Source organism: Oceanipulchritudo coccoides (assembly GCF_010500615.1).
Taxonomy (GTDB): domain Bacteria; phylum Verrucomicrobiota; class Verrucomicrobiia; order Opitutales; family Oceanipulchritudinaceae; genus Oceanipulchritudo; species Oceanipulchritudo coccoides.
Genome location: NZ_JAAGNX010000003.1, coordinates 671,469 through 694,631 on the forward strand (window position 1 = coordinate 671,469; position 23,163 = coordinate 694,631).

At 55.8% G+C, this 23,163-nt stretch carries 23 protein-coding genes; 15 read left to right on the forward strand and 8 right to left on the reverse strand.

The window, feature by feature from the left end:
* Window positions 1-11: 11 nt before the first annotated feature.
* A complete protein-coding gene (locus tag G0Q06_RS13390; RefSeq protein WP_238710845.1) occupies window positions 12-1,163 on the reverse strand; it encodes a Gfo/Idh/MocA family protein in 1,152 nt (383 codons plus the stop codon).
* A 27-nt stretch (window positions 1,164-1,190) separates the two neighbouring features.
* The gene (locus G0Q06_RS13395) at window positions 1,191-2,225 is read right to left on the reverse strand and encodes a sugar phosphate isomerase/epimerase family protein (RefSeq protein WP_163967026.1); all 1,035 of its coding nucleotides are present in this window, start codon (window positions 2,223-2,225) and stop codon (window positions 1,191-1,193) included.
* 53 nt (window positions 2,226-2,278) lie between these two features.
* Here G0Q06_RS13395 and surE point away from each other — a divergent pair, with 53 nt between their 5' ends.
* Window positions 2,279-3,133, forward strand: a complete 855-nt coding sequence (gene surE, locus G0Q06_RS13400) for a 5'/3'-nucleotidase SurE (protein ID WP_163967027.1) — start codon at window positions 2,279-2,281, stop codon at window positions 3,131-3,133.
* 48 nt (window positions 3,134-3,181) lie between these two features.
* Entirely contained in the window at window positions 3,182-4,336 is a 1,155-nt protein-coding gene (locus tag G0Q06_RS13405) for a hypothetical protein (protein WP_163967028.1), read from the forward strand.
* Window positions 4,337-4,375: 39 nt separating this feature from the next.
* On the opposite strand, the gene menB is transcribed toward G0Q06_RS13405, so the two are convergent.
* A complete protein-coding gene (gene menB, locus G0Q06_RS13410; protein WP_163967029.1) occupies window positions 4,376-5,215 on the reverse strand; it encodes a 1,4-dihydroxy-2-naphthoyl-CoA synthase in 840 nt (279 codons plus the stop codon).
* A 9-nt stretch (window positions 5,216-5,224) separates the two neighbouring features.
* Entirely contained in the window at window positions 5,225-6,934 is a 1,710-nt protein-coding gene (menD, locus tag G0Q06_RS13415; RefSeq protein ID WP_163967030.1) for a 2-succinyl-5-enolpyruvyl-6-hydroxy-3-cyclohexene-1-carboxylic-acid synthase, read from the reverse strand.
* A gap of 147 nt (window positions 6,935-7,081) precedes the next feature.
* On the opposite strand from menD, the gene G0Q06_RS13420 reads away from it, so the two are divergent.
* From G0Q06_RS13420 to tsaE, 4 genes are read left to right on the forward strand one after another with little or no spacing between them, the layout of a single operon-like run.
* Window positions 7,082-8,041, forward strand: a complete 960-nt coding sequence (locus G0Q06_RS13420) for an aspartate carbamoyltransferase catalytic subunit (protein ID WP_163967031.1) — start codon at window positions 7,082-7,084, stop codon at window positions 8,039-8,041.
* Window positions 8,038-9,336: a dihydroorotase gene (locus tag G0Q06_RS13425; RefSeq protein ID WP_238710848.1), complete on the forward strand. Its 1,299-nt coding sequence runs from the start codon at window positions 8,038-8,040 to the stop codon at window positions 9,334-9,336. Before G0Q06_RS13420 ends, G0Q06_RS13425 begins: the two co-directional genes overlap by 4 nt.
* Window positions 9,333-10,214: a CPBP family intramembrane glutamic endopeptidase gene (locus G0Q06_RS13430; RefSeq protein WP_163967033.1), complete on the forward strand. Its 882-nt coding sequence runs from the start codon at window positions 9,333-9,335 to the stop codon at window positions 10,212-10,214. Before G0Q06_RS13425 ends, G0Q06_RS13430 begins: the two co-directional genes overlap by 4 nt.
* 29 nt (window positions 10,215-10,243) lie before the next feature.
* A complete protein-coding gene (tsaE, locus tag G0Q06_RS13435) occupies window positions 10,244-10,684 on the forward strand; it encodes a tRNA (adenosine(37)-N6)-threonylcarbamoyltransferase complex ATPase subunit type 1 TsaE (protein ID WP_163967035.1) in 441 nt (146 codons plus the stop codon).
* Window positions 10,685-10,713: 29 nt separating this feature from the next.
* Here the strand turns inward: tsaE and G0Q06_RS13440 are convergent, their stop codons facing one another.
* The 3 genes from G0Q06_RS13440 to G0Q06_RS13450 are packed head-to-tail and all read right to left on the reverse strand — an operon-like array spanning window position 10,714 to window position 12,584.
* Entirely contained in the window at window positions 10,714-11,376 is a 663-nt protein-coding gene (locus G0Q06_RS13440; protein ID WP_163967036.1) for a protein-L-isoaspartate(D-aspartate) O-methyltransferase, read from the reverse strand.
* Complete coding sequence (locus tag G0Q06_RS13445) at window positions 11,373-12,092, reverse strand: metallophosphoesterase (RefSeq protein WP_163967037.1); 720 nt, start codon at window positions 12,090-12,092, stop codon at window positions 11,373-11,375. Before G0Q06_RS13445 ends, G0Q06_RS13440 begins: the two co-directional genes overlap by 4 nt.
* 36 nt (window positions 12,093-12,128) lie before the next feature.
* Window positions 12,129-12,584: a superoxide dismutase [Ni] gene (locus tag G0Q06_RS13450; protein WP_163967038.1), complete on the reverse strand. Its 456-nt coding sequence runs from the start codon at window positions 12,582-12,584 to the stop codon at window positions 12,129-12,131.
* Window positions 12,585-12,720: 136 nt separating this feature from the next.
* Here G0Q06_RS13450 and G0Q06_RS13455 point away from each other — a divergent pair, with 136 nt between their 5' ends.
* The 6 genes from G0Q06_RS13455 to G0Q06_RS13480 all read left to right on the forward strand — a co-directional run bounded on the left by G0Q06_RS13455 (window position 12,721) and on the right by G0Q06_RS13480 (window position 19,506).
* Window positions 12,721-14,082 carry an NAD-dependent succinate-semialdehyde dehydrogenase gene (locus G0Q06_RS13455; protein WP_163967039.1) on the forward strand — a complete coding sequence of 454 codons (1,362 nt, stop codon included), beginning with the start codon at window positions 12,721-12,723 and terminating at the stop codon, window positions 14,080-14,082.
* A gap of 103 nt (window positions 14,083-14,185) precedes the next feature.
* Window positions 14,186-15,307 (forward strand): DUF6599 family protein, encoded by a 1,122-nt coding sequence (locus G0Q06_RS13460; protein WP_163967040.1) that lies wholly within the window; start codon window positions 14,186-14,188, stop codon window positions 15,305-15,307.
* Window positions 15,308-15,319: 12 nt separating this feature from the next.
* Window positions 15,320-16,327, forward strand: coding sequence for a DUF362 domain-containing protein (locus G0Q06_RS13465; RefSeq protein ID WP_163967041.1), 1,008 nt, complete (start codon window positions 15,320-15,322; stop codon window positions 16,325-16,327).
* Complete coding sequence (locus G0Q06_RS13470) at window positions 16,324-18,066, forward strand: 4Fe-4S dicluster domain-containing protein (RefSeq protein ID WP_238710850.1); 1,743 nt, start codon at window positions 16,324-16,326, stop codon at window positions 18,064-18,066. Before G0Q06_RS13465 ends, G0Q06_RS13470 begins: the two co-directional genes overlap by 4 nt.
* Window positions 18,067-18,072: 6 nt before the next feature.
* Window positions 18,073-18,279 carry a hypothetical protein gene (locus G0Q06_RS13475; protein WP_163967042.1) on the forward strand — a complete coding sequence of 69 codons (207 nt, stop codon included), beginning with the start codon at window positions 18,073-18,075 and terminating at the stop codon, window positions 18,277-18,279.
* A 12-nt stretch (window positions 18,280-18,291) separates the two neighbouring features.
* Window positions 18,292-19,506 (forward strand): aldo/keto reductase, encoded by a 1,215-nt coding sequence (locus tag G0Q06_RS13480; protein ID WP_163967043.1) that lies wholly within the window; start codon window positions 18,292-18,294, stop codon window positions 19,504-19,506.
* A 9-nt stretch (window positions 19,507-19,515) separates the two neighbouring features.
* On the opposite strand, the gene larE is transcribed toward G0Q06_RS13480, so the two are convergent.
* Complete coding sequence (larE, locus tag G0Q06_RS13485) at window positions 19,516-20,331, reverse strand: ATP-dependent sacrificial sulfur transferase LarE (RefSeq protein WP_163967045.1); 816 nt, start codon at window positions 20,329-20,331, stop codon at window positions 19,516-19,518.
* A gap of 160 nt (window positions 20,332-20,491) precedes the next feature.
* On the opposite strand from larE, the gene G0Q06_RS13490 reads away from it, so the two are divergent.
* Genes G0Q06_RS13490 through larB form a run of 3 tightly spaced genes read left to right on the forward strand, consistent with a single transcriptional unit; the run spans window position 20,492 to window position 23,142 of the window.
* Window positions 20,492-21,217, forward strand: coding sequence for a sulfite exporter TauE/SafE family protein (locus tag G0Q06_RS13490; RefSeq protein ID WP_163967047.1), 726 nt, complete (start codon window positions 20,492-20,494; stop codon window positions 21,215-21,217).
* 22 nt (window positions 21,218-21,239) lie between these two features.
* Window positions 21,240-22,412: a nickel pincer cofactor biosynthesis protein LarC gene (gene larC / locus G0Q06_RS13495; RefSeq protein WP_163967049.1), complete on the forward strand. Its 1,173-nt coding sequence runs from the start codon at window positions 21,240-21,242 to the stop codon at window positions 22,410-22,412.
* Window positions 22,399-23,142 (forward strand): nickel pincer cofactor biosynthesis protein LarB, encoded by a 744-nt coding sequence (gene larB, locus G0Q06_RS13500; protein ID WP_163967051.1) that lies wholly within the window; start codon window positions 22,399-22,401, stop codon window positions 23,140-23,142. The genes larC and larB overlap by 14 nt, the downstream gene beginning before the upstream one ends.
* Window positions 23,143-23,163 lie beyond the last annotated feature (21 nt).

A 23,163-nucleotide genomic window follows, 5' to 3' on the forward strand; every position in this document is an offset into this window, starting at 1 on the left:
GGGATGATGACCTAGCGCTCGAACCGCGTCCACGCCTCCGCCTTGGCGGAATTGACAGCTGTCTGGATGAACCGCATGCCCTCCACCCCGTCATCGACAGTCGGAAAATCGTAAGGGCCGCCAACAGAAACGCCTTCAACCGCATCCCGGATAGCTCGTGCGGCCTCCAGATAGATGTTGGCAAAGGCCTCGATAAAGGCCTCAGGATGTCCTGCGGGAATGCGGGAAAACTTGTTCGCTTCCTCGCTGAGGTAAGGGTTTCCGCGACGCAACAGCTCCCGCGGTGCTTCCGGGTACTTCATGAGCAAGTCATTGGGATATTCCTGTTTCCACTCAAGGGATGCCTTCTCGCCATAAACCCGGATGGTCAGGCTGTTCTCTTCGCCAACTGAAACCTGCGAGGCGTAAAGGACACCCTTGGCCCCGCCCTTGTAGCGGACGAGAATGTTTCCATCATCCTCGAGTTTCCTTCCCGGTACGAAGGAGGTGAACTCCGCACAGACCGCTTCCAATTCAAGCCCCGTGATGTAGCGTCCGAGATTTTCCGCATGCGTGCCGATATCCCCGATGCAACTGGAGGCTCCCGCTTTCGTCGGGTCGGTCCGCCAGGCCGCCTGCTTCTGGCCCTCCGCATCGATGTTCTTGATCAGCCAGCCCTGTGGATACTCGGCGACAATCTTCAGTATCTTCCCGAGCTTGCCGGATTTAACCAGCTGACGAGCCTCCTTGACCATCGGATAGCCCGTATAGTTGTGCGTCAGGGCGAAGACTTTTCCGGATTTTTCGACAATCTCCTTCAGCATCACGGCCTCTTCGACATCAAATGTCATCGGCTTGTCGCAGACAACATGGAAGCCTGCCTCAAGAAAGCATTTGGCGACCGGAAAATGCATGTGGTTCGGCGTGACAATCGAGACAAAGTCGATGCGCTCCTCCTCTGGAAGAGCCGCCTCCTTCGCGGCCATTTCCTCGTAGCTGCCGTAGACCCGGGATGGATCAAGGAATAGATCCTCACCACTCAAGCGCGACTTCTCAGGATCGGAGGAAAAGGCACCTGCCACCAGTTCAATCTGCCCGTCAAGATTGGCCGCCATGCGGTGTACCGCACCAATGAAGGCATCCCGTCCTCCCCCAACCATTCCCATGCGTAGTTTGCGATTCATATCAAGTCTCCTGAATGGCGGAATGCGCTACTGGTTGCTTTTATCAAAGGCCGCGTCGAAAGCGATCCGGTTCGGGGGAAAATCCACACTCCGGACAAACATGCAGGCCTCCTCTGCTCCATGGATACGATCCATGCGTCCATCTTCCCATTCGACAGAGAGCGGCCCCGTGTACCCAATATCGTTCAAGGCGACAATGATCTCCTCGAAGTCGATATCGCCATGCCCAAGGGAGCGAAAATCCCAGTAGCGGCGCGGATCCGTGAACTCGGTATGCCCCCCGAACACGCCCACTGACCCATCCCCGCGATTCCACCAGACGTCCTTCATGTGGACGTGATAGATCCGCTCGAACATGTCGCGGATGAACTTCACATAATCGACACCCTGGTAGCCAAGGTGGCTGGGATCATAGTTGAATCCAAAGCGCTTGTGTCCGTTGATGGCCTCAAGAGCCCGTTCGGAGCTGGCGATATCAAAGGCAATCTCGGTTGGATGGACCTCAAGGGCGAAATTCACATCCTCTTCCTCGAAAACATCCAGGATCGGCAACCAGCGCTTGGCGAAATCCTCAAATCCCTTGTCGAGGTAGTCCTGGCTTGTTGGCGGAAAGGCGTACAACGCATGCCAGATGGAGGAGCCGGTGAAGCCGTTGACCACAGGCGGAAGGACCTGCTCGTCCGGTCGGGCATCGAAAAACTTTCTCGCGGCGCGCGCGGTGGCTTTCATTTCCTCCGCAGCGCGTTGGCGCACGCCTTCAGGATCACCGTCACCCCAGACACTGTCGGGAAGGATTGCTTTGTGCCGTTCATCGATGAGGTCGCAGACCGCCTGCCCTACAAGGTGCGCGGAAATAGCGTGGCAGGTCAGTCCGTGCTTCTGGAGTAATTCCCATTTTGCCGGGATGTAAGCCTCATCCGAAAGGGCTTTGCTGACATCAAAGTGATCGCCCCAACAGGCCAGTTCAACCCCGTCATAGCCCATATCGGCTACGAGCGGGAGCAGTTCTACCAGGGGCAAGTCGGCCCATTGGCCTGTAAAAAGAGTAACATCGCGTGACATGGTTTGAAACTGAGGCCTTCCGGCCCTCATTTCAAGGTTAACCCCGGCCGACCATGGGAATTTCTTTTGCGAATTTCCGGCCAATGGTCTTGAAGAAAGCCCAGCTCTCCTACACTAGAGACCACATGCCCAAGCACATCCTTATTACAAATGACGATGGAATCGAATCGGGTTTCCTCCACGCCATTGCCCGCGCGCTGAGCGAACACTTTGAAATCACAATCGCCGCACCAGCCAAGGAACAAAGCTGGATTGGCCGCGCTGTCTCAAGGCGCCGCCCGGTCCGCGTCGAGGAGCACCCGGAATTGCCTTGGAAGGCGTGGACCATCGACGGAACGCCTACCGATTGTGTCAATATCGCATTGGGCAACCTGTTGCCAGAGCGGCCAGACGCCGTTGTTTCGGGGATTAATATCGGGTATAACACTTCGATTCCCCTGATTTACTGTTCCGGCACGGTTGCCGGCGCATTGGAAGGAGCCTTCTGGGGACTTCCCTCCTTTGCCATTTCACAGGAAATCCCGGACAACATTTTCGAGCATGTCACACATTCGAAAGGAGCGCTTCCGGATGATTGGCAGTCCCTGCTCGATGCCAGCGCCCAACACGCTTCCGAGCTAATCGGGAAGATCCTGTCCAACGGGGCTGGCGGGGCGGACGCCGTTGTCCACAACCTGAATTACCCAAGTCGCCCTAAAAAACCGTTCAACACGGTGCGTACGGTCCCCGCACCGCTTCAGGAACTCCCATTCTACAAGCGGGATGATTCAGGGGACTACTCCTTCAATTTCCAGCATGGAATAACTGTTGATGCGAAGCAGAAAACTGACCGGGAGGCCCTCATTGAGGGTGAGGTCAGTCACTCAATTTTGAACTTTTCTGCCTTGGGAAGAGACCTAAACCATTGACCCCGAATTAGCGGGGAACAATTATAGAGACAACTGACCATTAAATTCATGAAACATCCCCTTCCCTTCCAGTCCTTCTTGGTTTTCTCCATTTTGCTTTTGGCCCTTCCGCTTGCCGCACAGACCAGCGACGAGGTTGAATCAGTTGACCCGGGGCCCTTTTACGGATTCTGGGAAATCCAGGAACCCGCAGGTGACAAGTGCGTGGTCATCATCAAACGGGGTGGCCGGCTCTCTTGTTTCTGGGCTGGCACCAGCAGCCGCGCCATCCAGAAGGGGACATGGACGAGAGCCGGAGATGTGCTGACCGCCCGTTGGGAAACAGGTCATGTGGATACCTTTAAAAAACTCGGGGACAACGCTGTTGAGCGCAAAAGCTGGCAGCCGGGCAGCTCCCTCATGGAAGACCCCTTCCTGACAATTCGAGGCGTTCGCGTTGATTCACGAATTCCGGGCAGCCTCACCATCAAAAGTGATGAAACCCGTATCCGGGAAGAGGAAATTCCCGATCCACAGCAAGCCCCTGCCATTACGATGGGAAATGCCTTCATTGGCTTTTGGAAGATCGACCAGTCCACCGGGATCTTCGGCATTGGTGGTGGCGAGCCGTTTTTTTACTTGAGGCTGGCCCGCAGCGGGGAAGCAACCGTGGCTCTCCGGGACTGGGAAGGTGATCAGGCCGTGCGCGGCAAGTGGCGGACAGATGGGGACCGTGTCATCGTCTCATGGCCTAACAATCGTCGGGATGTCCTGATGCAAAATAAAAAAGGGGGATATTCCCTCGGGACTTACAAGCCGAAGGACAATCTCACCGACAAGCCGCGCAATCCCGCCACAGCGGAGAAGGTCCAACCAGCTGAGGCAGAACGTTACTTTGATGCCGGTAACTTCAGCCGGCTGACAGTCGTCGATATCCGCGGGACATGGACACCTGTGGAAAAGCAAGGGAGGAGCGAATATATTTCCATTGAAGGATGGGGAAATGCCTACCGCTCACCATCAGTTACAGGAAGTACGGGGACTGACCCGGGCAAATGGCGTCTCCAGAATGACCGCGTCGTCATTACATGGGTCGACAACAGCAAGGACATTATCCGCTTGGATTTTCCCTACATGGTGCAGGAATCCTATTCCAAGAATGAGCCCATCACGGGCGCGCCATTCCGCACGATCAAGGTTAAACGCAATCCGACCAAGGAGTAGGTTTGCTTCACACGCGGAGGGACAACCGCAGTCTCGTCCTCAAGGGAGCCAGGGATACTTCCCGAAATCCGGTTTGCGCTTGTCCACGTAGGCCCGATGCCCTTCCTCGCCTTCCTCGGTGAGATAGTAAAGCAACGTGGCATTTCCGGACAATTCCTGCAGGCCAGCCTGTCCGTCGACATCCGCATTGAACGCGCTTTTCAAGCAACGAATTGCAAGGGGGCTCTTTTCCAGAATATCCAGTGCCCATTCGATGCCTTCCTCTTCCAGTTGGTCGACAGGTACCACCTTGTTCACCAGGCCCATGCGTTCAGCTTCCTCAGCGTTGTATTGACGACATAGATACCAAATTTCCCGCGCCTTTTTCTGTCCGACAATCCGGGCCAGGTAGCTGCTGCCGAATCCTCCATCAAAACTGCCAACCCGAGGACCGGTCTGCCCGAAAATGGCATTGTCAGCGGCAATTGTCAGGTCACAAATGACATGGAGGACATGGCCGCCCCCGATTGCGTAGCCCGCAACCAGCGCAATAACCGGCTTCGGCATGCTCCGGATCAGCCGTTGCAGCTCGAGGACATTGAGGCGCGGAACACCGTCCTTGCCGACGTAGCCGCCCTTCTGCTCGCCACGGATTTTTTGGTCACCACCTGAACAGAAGGCGTACTTCCCGTCGGTGTGCGGTCCTGCACCCGTCAGGAGGACAACCCCCGTCTGCGTGTCATTGGCTGCGTCGCGGAATGCGTCGAGTAATTCATCCACCGTGTCAGGCGTAAAGGCATTGCGCCGATGCGGCCGGTTGATCGTCACCTTGGCGATGCCGTTCCACTTTTCGTAGAGAATATCTGAATACGTTTTAACGGTTTTCCATTGGGCTTTCATATCAAACTCCTATTTTCCAAATCCTGATCCAATAAAGCGGCGATGCAAGTCACGGCTGATTTTCCGGTCAACGGGGATTTCAATGACGGTCACGCCTGCCGGATTCCAGACCTCGATGGCCCACTGCAGCTCGTCGATTGATTCAACCCGCTGATGTCGTGCCCCGTGCGCTTCCGAAAGTTGCTTGAAATCCACTTCCTGTGGCGTGCCAAAGAAGCGCTCAAAGTCGGCGCTCTTCCCGGCCACTGGCAGATGCTCAAAGATGCCACCGCCGGAATTGTTGATAAGGATGACGAGCAGCCCGTTTTCGTCACTGGCCGAGCCGAGGAGCCCGTTTGAATCATGCAAAAAGGCGAGGTCACCCGTGACAAGGCAGACCGGGTGGCCACTACCGGCGGCAATCCCCCGTGCAAGGGATAGGGTCCCGTCTATTCCATTGGCCCCGCGCTGGCTAAACGGTACCAATCCGGATTTGCTGCGCGGCATGAACCACTCGGCATCACGAATGGCCAGACTGCTGGCGAAACAGACAGGTGTACCCGCAGCAAGGGCCTGAGAGAGTACACGATGAATATCACCCTCGAAAAGTGGATGTGGTTCGTCCAATACCGCGGCCAACCGGCTTTCCATCCGACCATCTTCCTCAGCCCAGATAGCGCCAAAAGATCCCGCGGGGCCGTCGACACGCCCGACAAAGGCTTCCAGGGAGGTGCCGGCCCACTCGATTTTTCCGTGGAAAGGGTTCATTCCCGGTTTGCCACTCCCGACTTGAAAGCCTGGCAGATCCAGCTCCGAAAGGCGCTGCCGGAGCAATTTGCTGGTCGGTGGCTCGCCCCAGAGCACAACTGCCTCGGGTGCAAGGGATTTCCATAGCGCGTCATCCCGGACGATGCGGTCGTGATGAACAATGACTTGTGCGGCATCACCAGCTGAATAGCGCAAGGGATTGCTCCCGTCGGTCAGGATGGGAAACCCGCGCTTTGTTGATAGCTCAAGAATGGCATCCAACTCACTTTGCGGATCCTTCCATGGCCTCGGACCAGCAAGGATGAGCGTGCGCTCGGGCAGCTCAAGGGGCAGATCGCTTGTGCTTCTTGCAGCCACCACCGGTTTCAGTCCCTCAAGCAAAGAAGGATCCGGATCACCGGCCTCCTCTTCTTTGGGAAAGAACGGTTCCCGGAAGGGGCAATTCAAGTGAACGGGTCCATTGGGAATTCCAAGCGAAGCCTCAACCGCCCTGCGGCAAATTTCCCGCACCGCGCGCAGAATGGAAGAACCAGTTTCCGGGACAGGTAGCTCCGCGTGGAAAAGCGGATAGCTGCCAAAAAGCTTTTGCTGGTCGATCGTCTGGCCGTGATGACAATACCTTTGCTCAGGTGGCCGGTCAGCAGTCAACACAATCAGGGGCAGTCCTGCCTCCCGTGCCTCAATGACTGCCGGATAGTAATGCGCACCGGCAGTGCCGGAAGTGCAGATCAGGGCGACTGGTCGCCGGGTGGCCTTGATCCGGCCCAGGGCATGAAATGCAGCCGACCGCTCATCGATAAAAACCGTGGACTTGCCCGCACCGAGGGAGCCCACCGCGAGGGCCAGTGGGGTCGACCGGGACCCCGGGGACAGGATAAAATGTTCCACCCCGAGGCGGTCCAATGCCTGAATGACAAGCGTCCCGAAAGGCAGGTTGGCATGGCTGGCAGCCGTTGAGATGTCCTCTGACATTGTGGCAACCGTAGATATCCCTCCTGAAATGGCAACCTTGTCCAATGATTATCCTAAAGGGTTGCGTCGTTGGAATTCATCCTCCAAAACTCCCCAGTGAATCAAGGGATTGGCCGATCACTCCAAGGCGAATCCTCCATCCAAACCATGAATGAATTGATCGCAAATTGGACCCGCAAGGATCTGATCTCCATCGAATCCCTCACACGGGAGGAAATCGACACCGTTCACGCTCTGGCAAAGCATTTCAAGGAGATCATGGCCACGAACCCCGCGTCATTACCTTCGCTCAGGGGACGGACCATCCTGAACCTCTTCATCGAACCAAGCACGCGAACGCGGATTGCCTTTGAAATCGCCGCCAAGCGCCTCGGAGCCGATGTCACCCTCGTCGAGCAGGCTGCCTCGAGCTTGACCAAGGGAGAATCTCTCCGCGACACAGCCCAGGTGGTCGAGGCCCTTCAGGCGGACACGGTGGTCCTGCGACACAGTGCAGCCGGTTCCCCGCTCTACTTAAGCAAAATCCTCAATGTGCCGGTCATCAATGCGGGGGACGGGGCCCACGAGCATCCGACCCAGGCACTGCTCGACACCTTCACGATGCGCGAAAAGCTGGGCCAGTCGCTCGAGGGCAAGAAAATCACCATCCTTGGGGACATCCTTTTCAGCCGCGTTGCCCGATCGAATATATTCGCCCTGAACAAGCTGGGCGCCTCGGTCACATTATCTGGCCCGGCCACTCTTGTCCCGGACGGGTTCCGCCAACTCGGCGTGGAAGTGGATTTGGATCTGAAGTCCGCCCTCGCGGACGCCGATGTGGTCATGCTGCTCCGCATACAGCATGAGCGGCAGACTTCCACCCATTTTCCGAGCCTGGGCGAATACAAGAGCCTCTACGGCTTGAACCAGGAACGGGCCAGTTGGCTCAAGCCGGATGCCATCATTATGCATCCGGGGCCGGTCAACCGCGGCGTTGAGCTGGATTCATCCCTCGCCGACAGCAACCGCTCGGTCATCCTCCAGCAAGTCGCGAATGGCATCTTCAACCGGATGGCAGTCATCTACCTCTGCATGGCCGCCAATAATAAAAACCTGATTTCAGAATGAGCAGCATACTTTGGATTAAGAATGGACGCGTGATCGATCCGGCGAACAAACGGGACGGAACGGGCGACCTGTATGCACGCGATGGAGTCATCGTCGATTCGCTCAGTGAATCGGAGTTGAAGGCGGCCGAGGTCATCGACGCGCAAGGCGCTGTGGTCTGTCCGGGGCTTGTCGATATTCATGTTCATCTGCGCGAACCCGGCCAGACACACAAGGAGGACATTGCCAGCGGGACCCGGGCTGCAGCAGCCGGTGGGTTCACGACAATTGTCTGCATGCCCAATACCAGCCCAGTCGGTGATAATCCGGGAACCATCCGGCGTATCAACGATTCCATTACACGCAACGCCATCGTCAATGTCTACCCGACAGGTTGCCTGACCGTGGAAATGAAGGGCGAGCAGCTCGCTCCGATCGGGTCCCTGAAAAACGAGGGAATCGTCGCGGTGACGGATGACGGGCTTTGCGTGCAGAACAATGAAATCATGCGGCGGGCCGTAGAATACGCCCGCATGTTTGACCTCCCGGTAATGGACCATTGCCAGGATGCCAGCATGACCCAAGGCGCCGTCATGAATGAGGGTTACTGGTCCCTGAAGCTGGGCTTGAAGGGCTGGCCCAGTGCTGCGGAGGACTTGATCATTGCCCGCAATGTCGTCTTCTCCCGACAGTTTGACGCACACATCCACATGCAGCACGTGAGCTCAGCCTATGGGGTCGACATCATTCGCCGGGCCAAGAAACGCGGAATCCGCGTATCGGGCGAAGCAACACCCCACCACATGTATTTTACGGACGAGTGCTGCAAGGACTACGATCCGGTCTTCAAGATGAATCCCCCACTCCGTACTGAGGAAGACCGGCAGGCTGTCATCGAAGGCGTCCTGGATGGCACCCTTGAGGTGATTGCCACCGATCATGCTCCGCACACAGCGGACGAGAAGGACAACGAGTTCGACATTGCCCCGTTCGGCATCATTGGCCTGGAAACCGCCCTTGCCGCTTCGCTTGAGGTCCTTGTCCATTCCGGTCGCTGCGACTTGTCGTTCCTGATCGCCCGCATGACGCACATGGCCGCGGAGATCCTCAATCTTCCCGCGGGCACCCTCTCCACGGGAGCCAAGGCAGACATCACCCTTTTCGATCCCGATGCGGAAATTGTTGTCGATCCAGACCAGTTTCATGGAAAATCCACCAACTGCCCGTGGAACGGAAAGCGCTTGAAGGGCAAGGTCCTTCGCACAATCGTCGCTGGCAAGACTGTCTGGGATGGAAACCAAATTACCGCACAATGACACCGGAAGAGATTGAAGCATGGTTGCTGGAGCAGCCCTTTGTCCTGGCCTATATGATCCTGCTCCTGCTGGGAAGCCTGGTCTCCTTCATCGTCCTCATTCTCAAAGTTGGCCGTGCCCGCCGGATCGGGACACATACCGTTTCCCCTTGGCCCCTCAAGACGAGTGACTTCGCCCTCTTCATGGTGACCCTGACGCTCTGGTTTGTTCTCTCCGGGGCGATGCTCATGCAATTCTATAGCTGGATGAGCGGGGAAGGCTCTGAACCGGGAACAGGCATGATGGTTATGGGCGGGATTCTGCTTCAGGCAGGGATGCTATACGTATTCCTTCGCTTTCGTTTTCACTTCCGCAGTGCAAATGAGGGGCCCATCAGTCCGAAGATCATTTCGCTGGGCCAGAGCCTCTTTCTCGGATTGTTTTACTTTCTCGCCTCCCTCCCGGTTGTCTACGGTGTGGGTGTTGCATGGAATGGTTTGCTCGAGTATCTGCGCCAACAGGGATTTGACATCAATCTGCCTTTGCAGGATGCCGTCGTCCTCTTTCAGGAAGCAAGCAGCCCAATTGTCTTCGTAGGATTGATTCTTCTGGCTGTCGTGGTTGCCCCAGTTGTTGAGGAAACGGTCTTCCGGGCAGGAATTTATCGCTTCTTCAAGGGCAAAACTTCCGTGGCCTTGTCCCTTTTGATCAGTGGAACCCTGTTTGGCCTCGTGCACGGGAATGTGCAAAGCCTTCCGGGCCTCGTTGCAGTGGGGGTCTGTCTCGGCTTTGCTTATGAACTTTCTGGAAGTATCCGCGTTCCCATTTTCTTCCACGCCTTCTTCAATCTGAATTCCATTATCTGGATCCTGCTCCTTCCGGCGAATGTCACTGGCTGAGGCCGCCGGTCCCAAACTGATAAAAGGCCATGAGTATTCTGGAGGAATTGAAGGCGGGCATCTGCACCGGCTCTGCCGAGGAAACCGAAGCCCTCGGGGCCAGGTTGGCACAAGCTTTGCCGGATGATGTTGCCCTCGCCCTCAGTGGGGACCTTGGCAGCGGGAAAACAACTTTGGTCCGCGGCATTGCCCACGGCTTGGGAATCAGAAAATCGGTTACCAGTCCCACTTACAATATCTACACGATATATCAAGGGAGGCGACAGTTGGTCCACATGGATGCCTATCGCCTTTCGGACGCCCATGAGCTGGACACCCTCAGCATTGCGGAATTTCTGGCGTCCCCATTCCTGATCGCAGTTGAATGGCCTGAGCACATACCCGGATTTTTCGAGGACTATCCTTGTTATTCAATTGAACTGAAGCTGCTTGAAGACCATCGGCACCACCTCAAGCTGGTGCAGGATTGATTCCGGAATGTTCCGTCAGACCCGAATACTCAAGGGGTCTTGACAAGGGGAACAAACCGGACCGGAAAAAGGGATTGTCGCTCGATGCAGCCGTCACGATCTTTTCGATACACACGAAGCTCCTGGCTCCATCTGCCGACCGGGATAACGAGACGCCCCTCCGGAGCAAGCTGATCAAGGAATACGTTCGGAACAGCCACCGGCGCTGCCGTGACAATAATTCCGTCAAACGGGGCTTCTTCCAGCCAGCCATGACGGCCGTTGCCTGTGCGAAATTCAACGTCCCCATACCCGATTGATCGAAGCCTGCTTTTTGCCTCATCTGCCAAACCCGGCAAGACCTCAATGGTATAGACTTTAAGTCCCATTTCCGCAAGCACCGCCGTCTGGTATCCACAACCCGTTCCAATCTCAAGCACACGCTGACCCGGTTTCAATTGTAGTGCCTCACTCATTACAGCGACAATATAGGGCTGGGAGATTGTCTGGTCTTCGCCGATTGGAAGTGGTCCGTCAGCATAAGCCATTGCCCGGAGCTCCACAGGAACAAAGAGTTGCCTGGGAACACGCGCCATTGCTTCAAGAACAGCCTCATCCTCAATTCCCCTTGGGCGCAGTTGCTGCTCAATCATTTGATCCCTGAGAGCTCGGTGCTCTCCGGAATCCAAGGGGGTTTCCAAATCATTCTTCATGCTGACTTCTTTTTCAGCGGGAACCGGACAACACGGAGCCGTGCGCCATGAGTTGCCGCACCGCAATTGTGAAAGGTAAACCCCTGGTGCTGGAAATCCTCAAAGTGATTATGTGTATGACCAAAGTAGACATGCCGAATGGACCCATTATTCAGCCAGTCCTCGTGGTCGAGATAAGCCAGAATTCGCGATGCGAGCAGTCTCTTGGGAACCATTCGAAGAGCCACCGACGAGACACGCGACCGGTGTATCGCTGAATGTGCCATACGCTGCAGGGCATGACCATTTGCCGGTCGCTGTAGCTTGCTCCTGAAAGTACGCAGGGCATCGTTGGTACAACCCGCATGGATAACATCGCCATGGAGGAATACCCGGTCGGCCACCCGGACGGCAAACTCATGCCAAGTGAGGTTATGATGACTCTGCGCCAGCTCGTCCAAGGCATCCATGTAGGGAGGTACCGCGTCGTGGTTGCCCAATGTAATGAAGAACTGGCAGTCCGGCGCCTGCTCAATCAGTTCCTTGATAAACCGTGTCGCCGCCGTTACGGAACGGCTGAATACGCCATGCTCCGACCACTTGAAATCAAAGATATCCCCGTTCAGGACAAAGACCTTCGCCTTGCCAGCAGTTTCCTCAATGTGCCGCAGGTATTGCTTCGACCGCGAGTGGTGGCTGAAGATGTGCAAATCGGATACGGTTGCCCCGAAGTCCATACTTGGAACCTAGCCCAAGAGACAAGCTGAAGCAACTTATTTTCCCTGGTAAGCGTGCTGGAAATCGTGCAACGCTTCGCTCAATTTAGCCGCATTGGCCAGATCCGTGGTCTGCTTGCACTTCATGGCAAGGACAGTGATCTCGTGCGCTAGTTCAACCAGTTGCGTGTACTTTTCCGGGGCGGTATCTTTCGCTTCCAATTTGATACGCTGGGCGAGAAAATAGGCGGACATGACATCCTGAATATTCTGTGCGTGCGCTTCCTTGTTGGTCACCCAGCGAACAAGCTGGTTATAATTGACGGATTCTTCCCCGCCGAGCCGAACGATCTCTTTCATCGCTTTTTCAATGGTGGCGACATCCGTCGTCAATTCCCCGAATACGACATCATCCCCGTAGATGCCACAAGGGACCTGGCAATGGGCGGATAGCTGGTTCATGGACAGGGTAAAAACTGCGAGGAGAACAAGAAGGAGTTTATTGACTTTCATGAAAAGGAATATGACCGGATTCGGGGAGAAGACAACGCTTCAGTGAAAATTCCATCCAGAACGGCTCGATAGAACACTTGCTTCTGATGGAAAGGAGCCCCTTGCAATTGCAACGCTCAAGTCATAGAACATAGGCATGGTGAAATCTGTTAATCCTGCCACAGAAGGGCTAATCCGTGAATACCCGTCCATGGACTTTGGGCAGGTCGGGGAAATCTTGAATAAAACAACCTCGACCGCACAGGAATGGGCTCAGGTATCGTGTAACAAAAGGGCTCAGTTCGCCCACCAGGCCGCAGAAGTCCTTGAATCAAGATTGGATGAGTTTGCTCTTCTGATCACACGCGAAATGGGCAAGCCGGTCAGCCAGTCGCGCGCGGAAATCGAGAAATGCGCCTGGGTCTGCCGCTATTTTGCAGAAAATGCCCCGACGTTTCTCCAAGACGAGTCAGTTCCTTCGGATGCCGCACTGAGCTATGTCGCTTACCAGCCGCTGGGTGTGGTCCTCGCAGTCATGCCGTGGAACTTTCCATTCTGGCAGGTCTTCCGCTTTGCCGCTCCGGGACTGACTGCTGGAAACGGGGCCATTTTAAAACATGCCTCCAATGTCAGCGGCTGCGCATTGGCCATTGAAGATGTCTTCCGCGAAGCCGGCTACCCGGAAAACTTGTTCCGGACGATCATCACCGGCCCGGAGGAAATCCAACAGGCAATTCAGTCCGACGATATTCAGGCCGTTACATTGACGGGCAGCGAAGCTGCTGGAAGCGCTGTCGCCGCGGCGGCGGGGAAAGCGATTAAGAAGAGTGTCCTCGAGCTCGGCGGGAGCGATCCTTACATCATCCTCGAGGATGCCGACCTGGATCTGGCAGCTGAAAAGTGCGCCCAGAGCCGCCTCTTAAACAGTGGCCAGAGCTGTATCGCGGCAAAACGCTTCATCGTGCTGGATTCCGTCAGGGAGGCGTTTACCGAAAAACTGATTTCCCGCATGACCACGCGTCTCATGGGAGACCCCGAGGAACCCGACACCGATCTCGGGCCGCTTGCGCGGGCCGATCTCAGGGACGACCTGCACAAGCAGGTTACATCAAGTGTGGCGGCTGGAGCCAGGCTGCTCATGGGCGGTCAAATACCCGACCGTCCCGGATATTTTTACCCACCGACCGTGCTCGACGAGGTCAAGCCGGGCATGCCCGCATACGAGGAGGAAACATTTGGCCCAGTGGCGGCAATTATCGCCGCAAGTGATGCTGAGGAGGCCCTGAATATCGCCAATGACTCAGAATTCGGGCTGGGAGCCGCCATATTCAGCAAGGACACGAAAAAGGCCCGCTCAATCGCCTCACGGATCAAGGCGGGCAGTTGCTTCATTAACGATTTTGTCAAATCCGACCCGCGGCTGCCCTTCGGTGGCATCCGTAAAAGCGGATACGGGCGCGAACTGGCCAAGCTGGGAATCCGGGAATTTACCAACATCCAGACCGTGGTTGTGGGGTGACTGAGACAAAATTTTGTTGAGCCACGGGGCGTTTCTTGTAAGAAGAAGAAAGAGGCGGTGTTCGCGCCGTTCTCGGCAGCTCTCAACCAACCATCCCCCCAACGTGACTCAAGTAGCCAAGAGAAAACCCTTCCACCGCACGGATATCCACCTGAAGGAAAAGACCATTGGTGGGATTATTCTCGTTTTGCTGGCTGGAATCGCGGTTGGCATCGTCATGAAAGGCAGTCGCTTTGATCCGGCAACGTACACGGGTGACGCCGGCGCACTTGAATCAACGCGCCAAGCGGTTGAGGGCAAAGCGGCAACATTGCGGAACGAAACAGATTTGAGATCCAATGAGGCGTTTGTCGCACAGAGTAGCGGAAGCGCTACCGCACCGGCAAAGGTTCTGCCGTCATTTGTCGAGTCCCTCGTCCCCATGGGCACTACCGAGCATTACACGGAGGCGACCCTTTACGAGAAAATCAACGGCCGGGCGCCGGCCTACTTTGAGTACAATTTCCAGGAACTGACTGCACGGTCATTCTCCCTCGAGGGTTCAGCAGGCGAATTTGTCGATGTTTTCCTTTTCCGGATGGCCTCCCCGCTGAACGCCTTCGGCATTTTCTCAGCGGAACGCGATCCCTCTGGAATTCCCCTGGAGTTTGCCGGCGACGGTTACCTCAGCGGCATGGGATTTTTTCTCCGGCACGGGCCGGTCTATGTGCAATTGCTCGCCTCCTCGGATGACCCCACCGTTCTGGCGGCCGCGGAATCATTTGCCCGGCAGCTCGTCATCTCACTCCCGAATGATGATTCCGGCATGGAGGGCCGCCTCGCCCTACCCGCTTCCGGCCAGTTACCCGGAACGCTCACCTATATCAATGAAAACGCCTACGGGCAGGAGGTCCTGAACGCGGTCTTTGAGGCCCGTTACAACATTGACGGTACGGAATTGTCCTCCTTTGCCCAGCAGTCTGCCGACTCCTCGACCGCCTTGTCCAATTGGGAATCGCTTCGGGAGTTTTATTCAAAATACGGAACCCTTGACGAGGAATTCAAGGAAGCCGGAACAAGTGTATTCATCGGGGAAGTGTTTGGAGAATGGAGCGTCATCTACACCCGTGACCAACTTGTCTCTGGTGTCATAAATGCCCCTGACCGGGAGCTCGCGCTGGGATTTGTCATGGCACAGCTTGCCGGGGCAGAGACAAGCGAACCCGAAGAAGACTTTAGCTACTAATAAAAGAAACCCATGCCGCGCCAACCCGTAGTCCCCGATCCCAAAGGAATGGATCGCCGCCAGTTTATCCGGCAGCTGACCCTGACCGGTGCCACCTCAGCAGCTGCCCTTGCGGCCGGCTTCTGGCTCTGGGAACGACAGCATTTTGTGCCCGGATTTGGTGACAAGTCCGGCATTATCCTGCCCGGCTTCACCGTCGAAAACACGGGAACTTTCGCCGATCTGGCAATTGCCCACGGGCAGGAACGGATCGCGACTACGCGGGCCGCAATTGAGGCCCTTGGTGGCATGAAGCGCTTTGTGAAAAAAGGTGATGTCGTCATGCTGAAACCGAATGTCGCCTTTGACCGGCCACCCGCACTTGCTGCAACAACGCATCCCGACAGCCTGCGGGCGGTTGCCCAACTGGTCCTCGAAGCCGGCGCGCGCAAGGTGATCGTCGCGGACAATCCCATCAACAGCCCGGCAGGATGTTTCCTGAAAAGCGGATTGGAGGCGGTTGCCAAGGAACTGAATCTCGAATTGATCTACCCGGAACAAGGGGCCTTCACCCACTTGCAACTCGAAGGGGAAATCCTGCGCCATTGGCCACTCTTTCACCGCCCGTTTGAACAGGCGGACAAGGTTATCGGAATTGCCCCCTGCAAGGATCACAACTTGTGCAGCGCTTCCATGACCATGAAGAACTGGTACGGTCTTCTCGGCGGGAGGAGAAACCAATTCCATCAACATATCCACAGCATCATTTCGGACTTTGCCCTGATGATGAAGCCGACGCTCGTCGTCCTCGATGGAATGCACGTCCTCCAAAGCAATGGCCCGACCGGTGGACGCCTCTCCGATGTCAAGGAAATGGGTACTGTTGTCGCTGGCACGGACATGGTCGCTGTAGACAGTTATGGATACACACAATTGCTTGAGCGGGACCTGGCCAATCTGGATTACCTGCACAAGGCGCATGCCCGCGGCCTGGGTAACATCAACTGGAAGGATTCATCCTGGAAGGAGGTGCGCGTATGAGCTGCAACAAGGAAACCTGCGGTTGCGACGGCGGTGGAGGCTCCACGCCGAATCCTCCGCAAACTGATTCGCCGGTCACAGCCTACATTCAATCAGCAAAAAAGAAGGAACACTCAGGTCCGGAAAAAAAGAAGAACCTCTTTTCGCGGGCAGTCAGCTGGTTTATCAAGACGGTCATTGCGGACATGCGCATCACACGCGTCCGCATTGTCTCGCAGACCTTCTTTTTCTGCCTGTTCTTGTTTTTTGTCATCATCACCGACTTGCGTTACCTGAAGGGATATCCGGTCTCGCTCTTTCTTGAGCTGGATCCCCTGGTTGGATTTGCGACCTCCCTGACCACGGGAACGATTTACAAATCCCTGATCTTGGGACTGGTCCTGTTAATCCCAACCCTTGTCCTCGGGCGATTCTTCTGCAACTGGATCTGTCCGTACGGAACCCTGCATCAGTTTACCCGTTTCCTCTTTGGCAGCAGGGACGAACAATGGAACATCGATGCCAACAGGTTCCGCCATCTGCAACAATTGAAGTATGTCTTGCTTGTCGCGATGCTGGTCGCCGCCCTCTTCGGTTCCCTGCAGATCGGCCTGCTGGATCCGATCTGCCTCTTTCACCGGTCGATGAGCACCGCCATCCTTCCCGGGATCAACCTCCTTCTTCCCGATTCATTTTACATCAAGCAATACTTTCACGTCGGCGCGTGGCTGGTGGGATTCATCCTGTTCTTCTTTGTTGGAATGAATGTGATCATTCCGCGCTTTTTCTGCCGCGCGGTCTGTCCCCTGGGCGCTTTCCTCGGATTTCTCTCACGCTTTTCCCTCTGGCGCATTGAGCGCGATCCGAACACCTGCATCGATTGTGATGCCTGCCTGAAAAATTGCCAGGGCGCCAGCGATCCGCATACACAGTTGAGAAAGAGCGAATGCTTTGTCTGCTTTGAATGTATCGACGACTGCCCGGTAGATGCGATTTCCTTCAGCTTCATGCCGAATAAAGCTCACGAAGTGAGCGGTCCCCCACTTCCCGGCCGCCGGGCTGCAATGGGGGCCTTGTTCGGCATGGCCGGTTATGCCGTGGCAAGGGGCTCGGGCGACAGCGATTCCAATTTCAACAAGAAAGTGATTCGCCCACCGGGTTCCGTACACGAGGATGGATTCCTTGAGCGTTGCATCAAATGTGACCAGTGCATCCGGGTCTGCCCCACCAACGTCCTTCAACCCACCTTGATGGAGGCCGGCCTGGAAGGGTTCTGGACACCCATCCTCAACATGAAGATTGGCTACTGTGAGCTGAATTGTACCTTGTGCGGCCAGGTTTGCCCGACGGGAGCCATTCAGCGCATCTCCATTGAGGAAAAGAATGGACGCGGAGAATTTGCCGAGCAGGGACCCGTGCGCATCGGGACTGCTTTCTATGATCATGGCCGCTGCCTTCCCTGGACCATGGAAACACCCTGCGTCGTCTGTGAGGAGGTCTGCCCCACCTCGCCCAAGGCCATCTATTCGCGCGAGGTGACAATCAAGAAACGCGACGGCAACATGATCACGCTCCGCCGTCCCTATGTGGACCCGTCGTTGTGTATCGGCTGTGGAATCTGCGAACATGAATGTCCGGTCAAGGACCATGCTGCCATCCGTGTAACAGCCATTGGTGAAACCCGCTCGGACGAGCGCCGCCTGCTCATGGATGGCGGTGACACCTCAACCCTTTTGGATCTTGTGAAACGCAAACGCTGATCAGCCATGCCAGAAAAAAAGATCAAGCTCCAACCAGCCACCCGCGACAAGAAATGCCAAGTCTGCGGGGCCCCCTACGTATACCCTGAACAGAACAGCAACGCCACTCGCTTTCATTGTGAGGTGTGCGCCCAGCTTCCTCCCGCCCACCGGAAAATCCTCGGCCGTATGGCTAAACGGATCGATTCCCTCGAACGAAAACTCAAATCCTGAAATAAAAGTGTCATGAAAAAACAAACACCCACATCTCGTCGTAATTTCCTGAAATCCAGTGTTGCTATTCCGGCTGCGATTACCGCTATTCCGGCCACAGCCCATGCCAGCAGCAAAAAGGCTGAAGAGCCGGAGCCCCTCCCGATGCGCAAACTGGGCCGCAACGGTCCGGAGGTGACCATGCTCAACCTCGGTGGCATGATGTCGGCCCACAATCCCCAATACATCGATCTCGCCTGGAAAATGGGGATTCGCTATTTTGACACCGCTGATTGCTACAAGAAGGGCAAGTCCGAGCAGGATGTCGGCGCATGGGTGAATCGTTACCCGGAACGCCGGAAGGACGCCTTTATTGTCACCAAGGACCATCCGAAAAAGGGTCCCGAAGAGCTCCTGACGATGATTGACAAGCGGCTGGATAATATGGGCATCGACTATATCGACCTGTTTTTCATTCACGCAATGGGCGTCAAGGAATATGGGGAGGAATCACTCGAATGGCCGAAAAGCGATCGCCTGAAGAAGGTCTTCGATGAATTGAAGGCTTCCGGCAAAACGAAGCTCTGCGGCTTCTCCTGTCACGACAAGCACCTCATCGAATATTTGAACGCCGCTGCCGAGGGAGGCTTTGTCGATGTGATCATGCTGAAGTACAATCCGATGATGGAACCCGGTGATGACCTGGACAAGGCACTCGATGCCTGCCACAAGGCGGGGATCGGTCTGGTGGCAATGAAGGAAATGCGCCCGTTTGCCAAGGCTCCCAAGACCCATCCAAAGCTCGAGGGAACCGAGCTCACCACGCATCAAGTGGTTCTCCAGGCAGTCTGGAGTGATCCGCGGATTGCGTCGATTTGTTCAGCAATGGAAAATATTTCACAACTGGAGGAAAATACGGTTGCCGCCCGCTCATTCAGCAAGGCTCTTCCATTGGAAACGCGCAGGGCCCTGGGTGAAGTTGCTGCCCTGACAACAATTCCGATGTGTCCCGGTTGCCCGAGTTGTGATGCCGCGGCAAAGAAGACCGAATACGCTTTCCAGGACATATCCCGCTACGTCATGTATTACGAATTGGATGGCAACTTCGAGGCACGGGAAGAGTTCAGGAACCTCAACAAGGCTGAGCGTGACTTTGCCCATATTGACCTGGAGTCGTTGCGTGACCAGTGCCAGTACCGGGTGGATTATCCGGAAATTGCCCGCCGCTCGGAATACTACTTCGCCTAGGTACAGCGCCTAGCTGGCGCTTCCAAGGACCCGGTTTAATTTTCCTGAAACAAATCCTTCAGGATCAATTTCGATCTGCCCAAATCCGATTTTCCTGAAGGCTTGTTGCGTCTCTGCTTCAAGCGACTTCAGGCGACTGATCTCTTCCGGTGGAACTTCGATCCGCGCGGCTTCGCCGAAGTGCCGGACACGGCAAACAGGAAAGCCAGCACTGAGAAGATGCGCTTCCCCTTTCTCAATCTGGCGCAACTTCTCGAAGGTCACTTCCTCACCGTAGGGAACACGTGAGGCAAGGCAGGGACTGGCCGGTTTGTCCCAACATTCCAGACCGAAGTGTGAGGCCAGGTTGCGGACCCCTTCCTTGTCGATTCCGCACTCGCCCAGCGGTGCGCGTACTTCAAATTCCTTTGCCGCCTGCAATCCCGGACGATAGTCCCCGAGGTCGTCCGTATTCTGTCCATTCATCACCTGCCAACCCGGGAAGCGCTCCCGAAAGTTGTCCAGCTCGGTATAGAGCGTATGCTTGCAGTAGTAGCACCGGTTGTTCGGATTGCTGGTGTAATTCGGATTCTCCATCTCACGGGTGACGATCACCTCGATCGGGATACCGTGTTTCCGGGCAAATTGCCGCGCTCCGTCCAGCTCGGACATTTTCAGGCTGGGCGAAGCGGAGATCACCGCAAGGCACCGGTCTTTTCCCAGGAAATGAAGGGCCAGAAAGGCGACGAGGGAGCTGTCCACCCCGCCGGAAAAAGCGACAAGGGCCCCTTGGGACTTGGAAAACCAGTCCTCCAGCATTTTTAAATGCTTTTGCAGGGATGTCATCGAGGGAGCCATAACTACAGATTGAATAGAGGCAATCGCTTGTCAACCACTGCCGCGAGAGTGACTTTGGCATACAACTAATACAACTTTGTCAGGCCCTGGACTCCCTCCGACCCGCTTTTGATTTGCACGATTACGGGACTGCCACAATATTCCATGCATGATCCCGACCGACCCAGGCACATCAGCCCTGCTCCTCACCGCATGCGTAATCGGCATCACGCATACCCTGATGGGCCCGGATCATTATCTGCCATTTGTCGCGCTCGGGAAAGCTCGAGACTGGAGTACAAGGCGAATCTTGACAGTAACCCTTTTGTGTGGAATCGGACACGTTGCCGGATCCATCCTCCTCGGTGCAATTGGATTGGCGGCTGGCTGGAGCCTTGGCGGGCTTGAGGCCATTGAAGCTGTCCGGGGTGAGCTCGCTGCATGGCTTTTAATCATCCTCGGCTTGCTTTACCTGATCTGGGCAACACGAAACCTGTCCCGGTCAAAACCACACGAACACTGGCACGGGCATGCGGACGGCGAAGTGCACTCCCACGAGCATACGCACCACGGAGCGCATGCGCATCCGCATGAGGCAGGACAAGGGGTACGCAGTTCCACAACCGCGTGGAGCCTGTTCATTATTTTTGTCTTTGGGCCCTGTGAAGCATTCATTCCCCTGCTGCTCTTTCCCGCCTTTCAACAAAATGGCCAACTGGCAGTGGCAACAACGCTTGTCTTTGCTGTCTCGACAGTTGCCACCATGATCGGCACCGTTTTCCTCCTCTCAAAGGGTGTTCAAATGGTCGCCCTGAAACCACTTGCACGCTACGGGCATGTTATGGCGGGACTTGTCATCCTTGGATGTGGCACGGCAATCCATCTGGGCCTGTAATTGTTTCTCACTACACTGACTTATGAAGGTATTGCACTACAATTGTCCGGCTGGAATCTGTGGCGACATGCACCTCGGAGCAATGATCGATCTTGGGGTTGATCCAAAGGCACTCGTTGATGAATTAAACAAACTCGGCCTTGAGGGCTGGGAGATCAACTTTCACAAGGACCAGCGCAAAGGCATCAGCGGCACTCGTTGTGATGTCAATTACAAGGACGAACACCATCACCGCACCTTCGCGGATATCCGTGACATCATTGAAAGCTCCTCACTGGACAGTGCGGTAAAGGACGATGCCATCCAGGTCTTTCGCGTCCTCGCGGAGGCAGAGGGAGCAGTTCACGGGAAACCGGCTGATAAGATCCACTTTCACGAAGTCGGCGCGGTGGATTCCATCCTCGACATTGTCGGGGCGGCCGTTTGCTGGAATCTGCTTGGTGTGGAAAAGATTTCAGCATCCACCATCGAACTGGGCTCCGGGACCGTCCAGTGCGCGCACGGAAAAATGCCGGTCCCTGCGCCTGCCACCGCCAAGCTGGTCGCGGAATTTCCGGTAAGCCTTGGAGGCACTGCCAAGGAAGCAACCACCCCGACCGGGGCCGCCCTCCTCGCGGGCAAAGGCTGCGTGTTTGGCGAGGCACTCAACGGGCGCTCCGTCGCCAACGGGATCGGGATAGGTCAACGCGATGATCCGTCAGTGGCAAATGTCCTTTATGTCACCATGCTGGAAACCGATACAGATTCTGATTCGGGCAATGAGCAAATCATTGAGCTGGCGACCAATCTGGACGACATGACGCCCGAGCATATCGCCTTCCTGGCTGAGTTGATCATGGAAGCCGGGGCACTGGATGTCTGGCAAACACCGGCCACCTTCAAAAAGGGCCGGATGGGGTGCGTCCTCACGGTTCTCGCCGACCCCGGAAAGCGGAAAGAGCTCACTGCCCTGATATTCAAGCACAGCACGACGCTGGGCATTCGCTGGAGGGAATGGAACCGCAACAGCCTGAACCGTGAATCACGGGAAGTGAAAACTCCCCTGGGAACAGTGAGCGAAAAAATCGCTACACTCAAGGGTGGAACAACCCGCTCCAAAGTTGAATTTGATGATTTGGCCAAGCTGGCCCGTGAAAACAATCTCTCCCTCGCGGAGATAGAAACCCTTATTCGTAATCAAGATGTCGACAGTTAATACAATTCTACAGGCGGTCAAAGACGGCCAATTGGATCCCGCGGCTGCGGAAGAGCAGCTTCGTGGAAAACTCTTTCACGATCTGGGCCACTCCCGTGTAGACCACGATCGATTGGACCGCAACGGCGCTGCGGAGGTTATTTTCGGACAGGGGAAAACTGTTGATCAACTGCGGGACATAATGAACAGCCTCAGCCAGCATGGTCAGGATATTCTGGTGAGTCGCTTGACCGAAGAAAAAGCCGAGCCCCTGGTGAAGGAATTTCCCGGGTCGGTGTACCATGAGACGGCGAGGATTCTTACACTCCAGCACACCAAGCCCGAACTCACAAAGACCTTTATTTGTATTGCCTGTGCAGGTACGTCCGACGTGCCAGTCGCCGAAGAGGCACGGATCACAGCTGAGTTCTATGGCAATTCGGTCAAACCAATTTACGATGCGGGCGTTGCGGGTCTTCACCGGATCCTCGCGGAAACGGAAGTCCTACGACAGGCCCGCGTTGTCATTGCCGTTGCCGGCATGGAAGGCGCCTTGCCAAGTGTCGTTGCCGGATTGGTGAAGGCACCAGTTATTGCAGTCCCTACAAGCGTTGGCTACGGGGCCAGTTTCGGTGGTGCCACAGCCCTTCTGGCAATGCTGAATTCCTGTGCCTCCGGCCTCAGCGTCGTCAATATCGACAACGGCTTCGGGGCCGGGTATCTGGCCAGCATGATCAACAAGATCGCCTGAAGGAGCCCTGAATTTTCTTTA

What these genes read in the sequence shown, in the direction of transcription:
- G0Q06_RS13390 (WP_238710845.1), bottom strand. Translation starts at nt 1,163, where the DNA reads ATGAATCGCAAACTACGCATGGGAATGGTTGGGGGAGGACGGGATGCC.
- G0Q06_RS13395 (WP_163967026.1), bottom strand. Translation starts at nt 2,225, where the DNA reads ATGTCACGCGATGTTACTCTTTTTACAGGCCAATGGGCCGACTTGCCC.
- surE (WP_163967027.1), top strand. Translation starts at nt 2,279, where the DNA reads ATGGGAATTTCTTTTGCGAATTTCCGGCCAATGGTCTTGAAGAAAGCC.
- G0Q06_RS13405 (WP_163967028.1), top strand. Translation starts at nt 3,182, where the DNA reads ATGAAACATCCCCTTCCCTTCCAGTCCTTCTTGGTTTTCTCCATTTTG.
- menB (WP_163967029.1), bottom strand. Translation starts at nt 5,215, where the DNA reads ATGAAAGCCCAATGGAAAACCGTTAAAACGTATTCAGATATTCTCTAC.
- menD (WP_163967030.1), bottom strand. Translation starts at nt 6,934, where the DNA reads ATGTCAGAGGACATCTCAACGGCTGCCAGCCATGCCAACCTGCCTTTC.
- G0Q06_RS13420 (WP_163967031.1), top strand. Translation starts at nt 7,082, where the DNA reads ATGAATGAATTGATCGCAAATTGGACCCGCAAGGATCTGATCTCCATC.
- G0Q06_RS13425 (WP_238710848.1), top strand. Translation starts at nt 8,038, where the DNA reads ATGAGCAGCATACTTTGGATTAAGAATGGACGCGTGATCGATCCGGCG.
- G0Q06_RS13430 (WP_163967033.1), top strand. Translation starts at nt 9,333, where the DNA reads ATGACACCGGAAGAGATTGAAGCATGGTTGCTGGAGCAGCCCTTTGTC.
- tsaE (WP_163967035.1), top strand. Translation starts at nt 10,244, where the DNA reads ATGAGTATTCTGGAGGAATTGAAGGCGGGCATCTGCACCGGCTCTGCC.
- G0Q06_RS13440 (WP_163967036.1), bottom strand. Translation starts at nt 11,376, where the DNA reads ATGAAGAATGATTTGGAAACCCCCTTGGATTCCGGAGAGCACCGAGCT.
- G0Q06_RS13445 (WP_163967037.1), bottom strand. Translation starts at nt 12,092, where the DNA reads ATGGACTTCGGGGCAACCGTATCCGATTTGCACATCTTCAGCCACCAC.
- G0Q06_RS13450 (WP_163967038.1), bottom strand. Translation starts at nt 12,584, where the DNA reads ATGAAAGTCAATAAACTCCTTCTTGTTCTCCTCGCAGTTTTTACCCTG.
- G0Q06_RS13455 (WP_163967039.1), top strand. Translation starts at nt 12,721, where the DNA reads ATGGTGAAATCTGTTAATCCTGCCACAGAAGGGCTAATCCGTGAATAC.
- G0Q06_RS13465 (WP_163967041.1), top strand. Translation starts at nt 15,320, where the DNA reads ATGCCGCGCCAACCCGTAGTCCCCGATCCCAAAGGAATGGATCGCCGC.
- G0Q06_RS13470 (WP_238710850.1), top strand. Translation starts at nt 16,324, where the DNA reads ATGAGCTGCAACAAGGAAACCTGCGGTTGCGACGGCGGTGGAGGCTCC.
- G0Q06_RS13475 (WP_163967042.1), top strand. Translation starts at nt 18,073, where the DNA reads ATGCCAGAAAAAAAGATCAAGCTCCAACCAGCCACCCGCGACAAGAAA.
- G0Q06_RS13480 (WP_163967043.1), top strand. Translation starts at nt 18,292, where the DNA reads ATGAAAAAACAAACACCCACATCTCGTCGTAATTTCCTGAAATCCAGT.
- larE (WP_163967045.1), bottom strand. Translation starts at nt 20,331, where the DNA reads ATGACATCCCTGCAAAAGCATTTAAAAATGCTGGAGGACTGGTTTTCC.
- G0Q06_RS13490 (WP_163967047.1), top strand. Translation starts at nt 20,492, where the DNA reads ATGATCCCGACCGACCCAGGCACATCAGCCCTGCTCCTCACCGCATGC.
- larC (WP_163967049.1), top strand. Translation starts at nt 21,240, where the DNA reads ATGAAGGTATTGCACTACAATTGTCCGGCTGGAATCTGTGGCGACATG.
- larB (WP_163967051.1), top strand. Translation starts at nt 22,399, where the DNA reads ATGTCGACAGTTAATACAATTCTACAGGCGGTCAAAGACGGCCAATTG.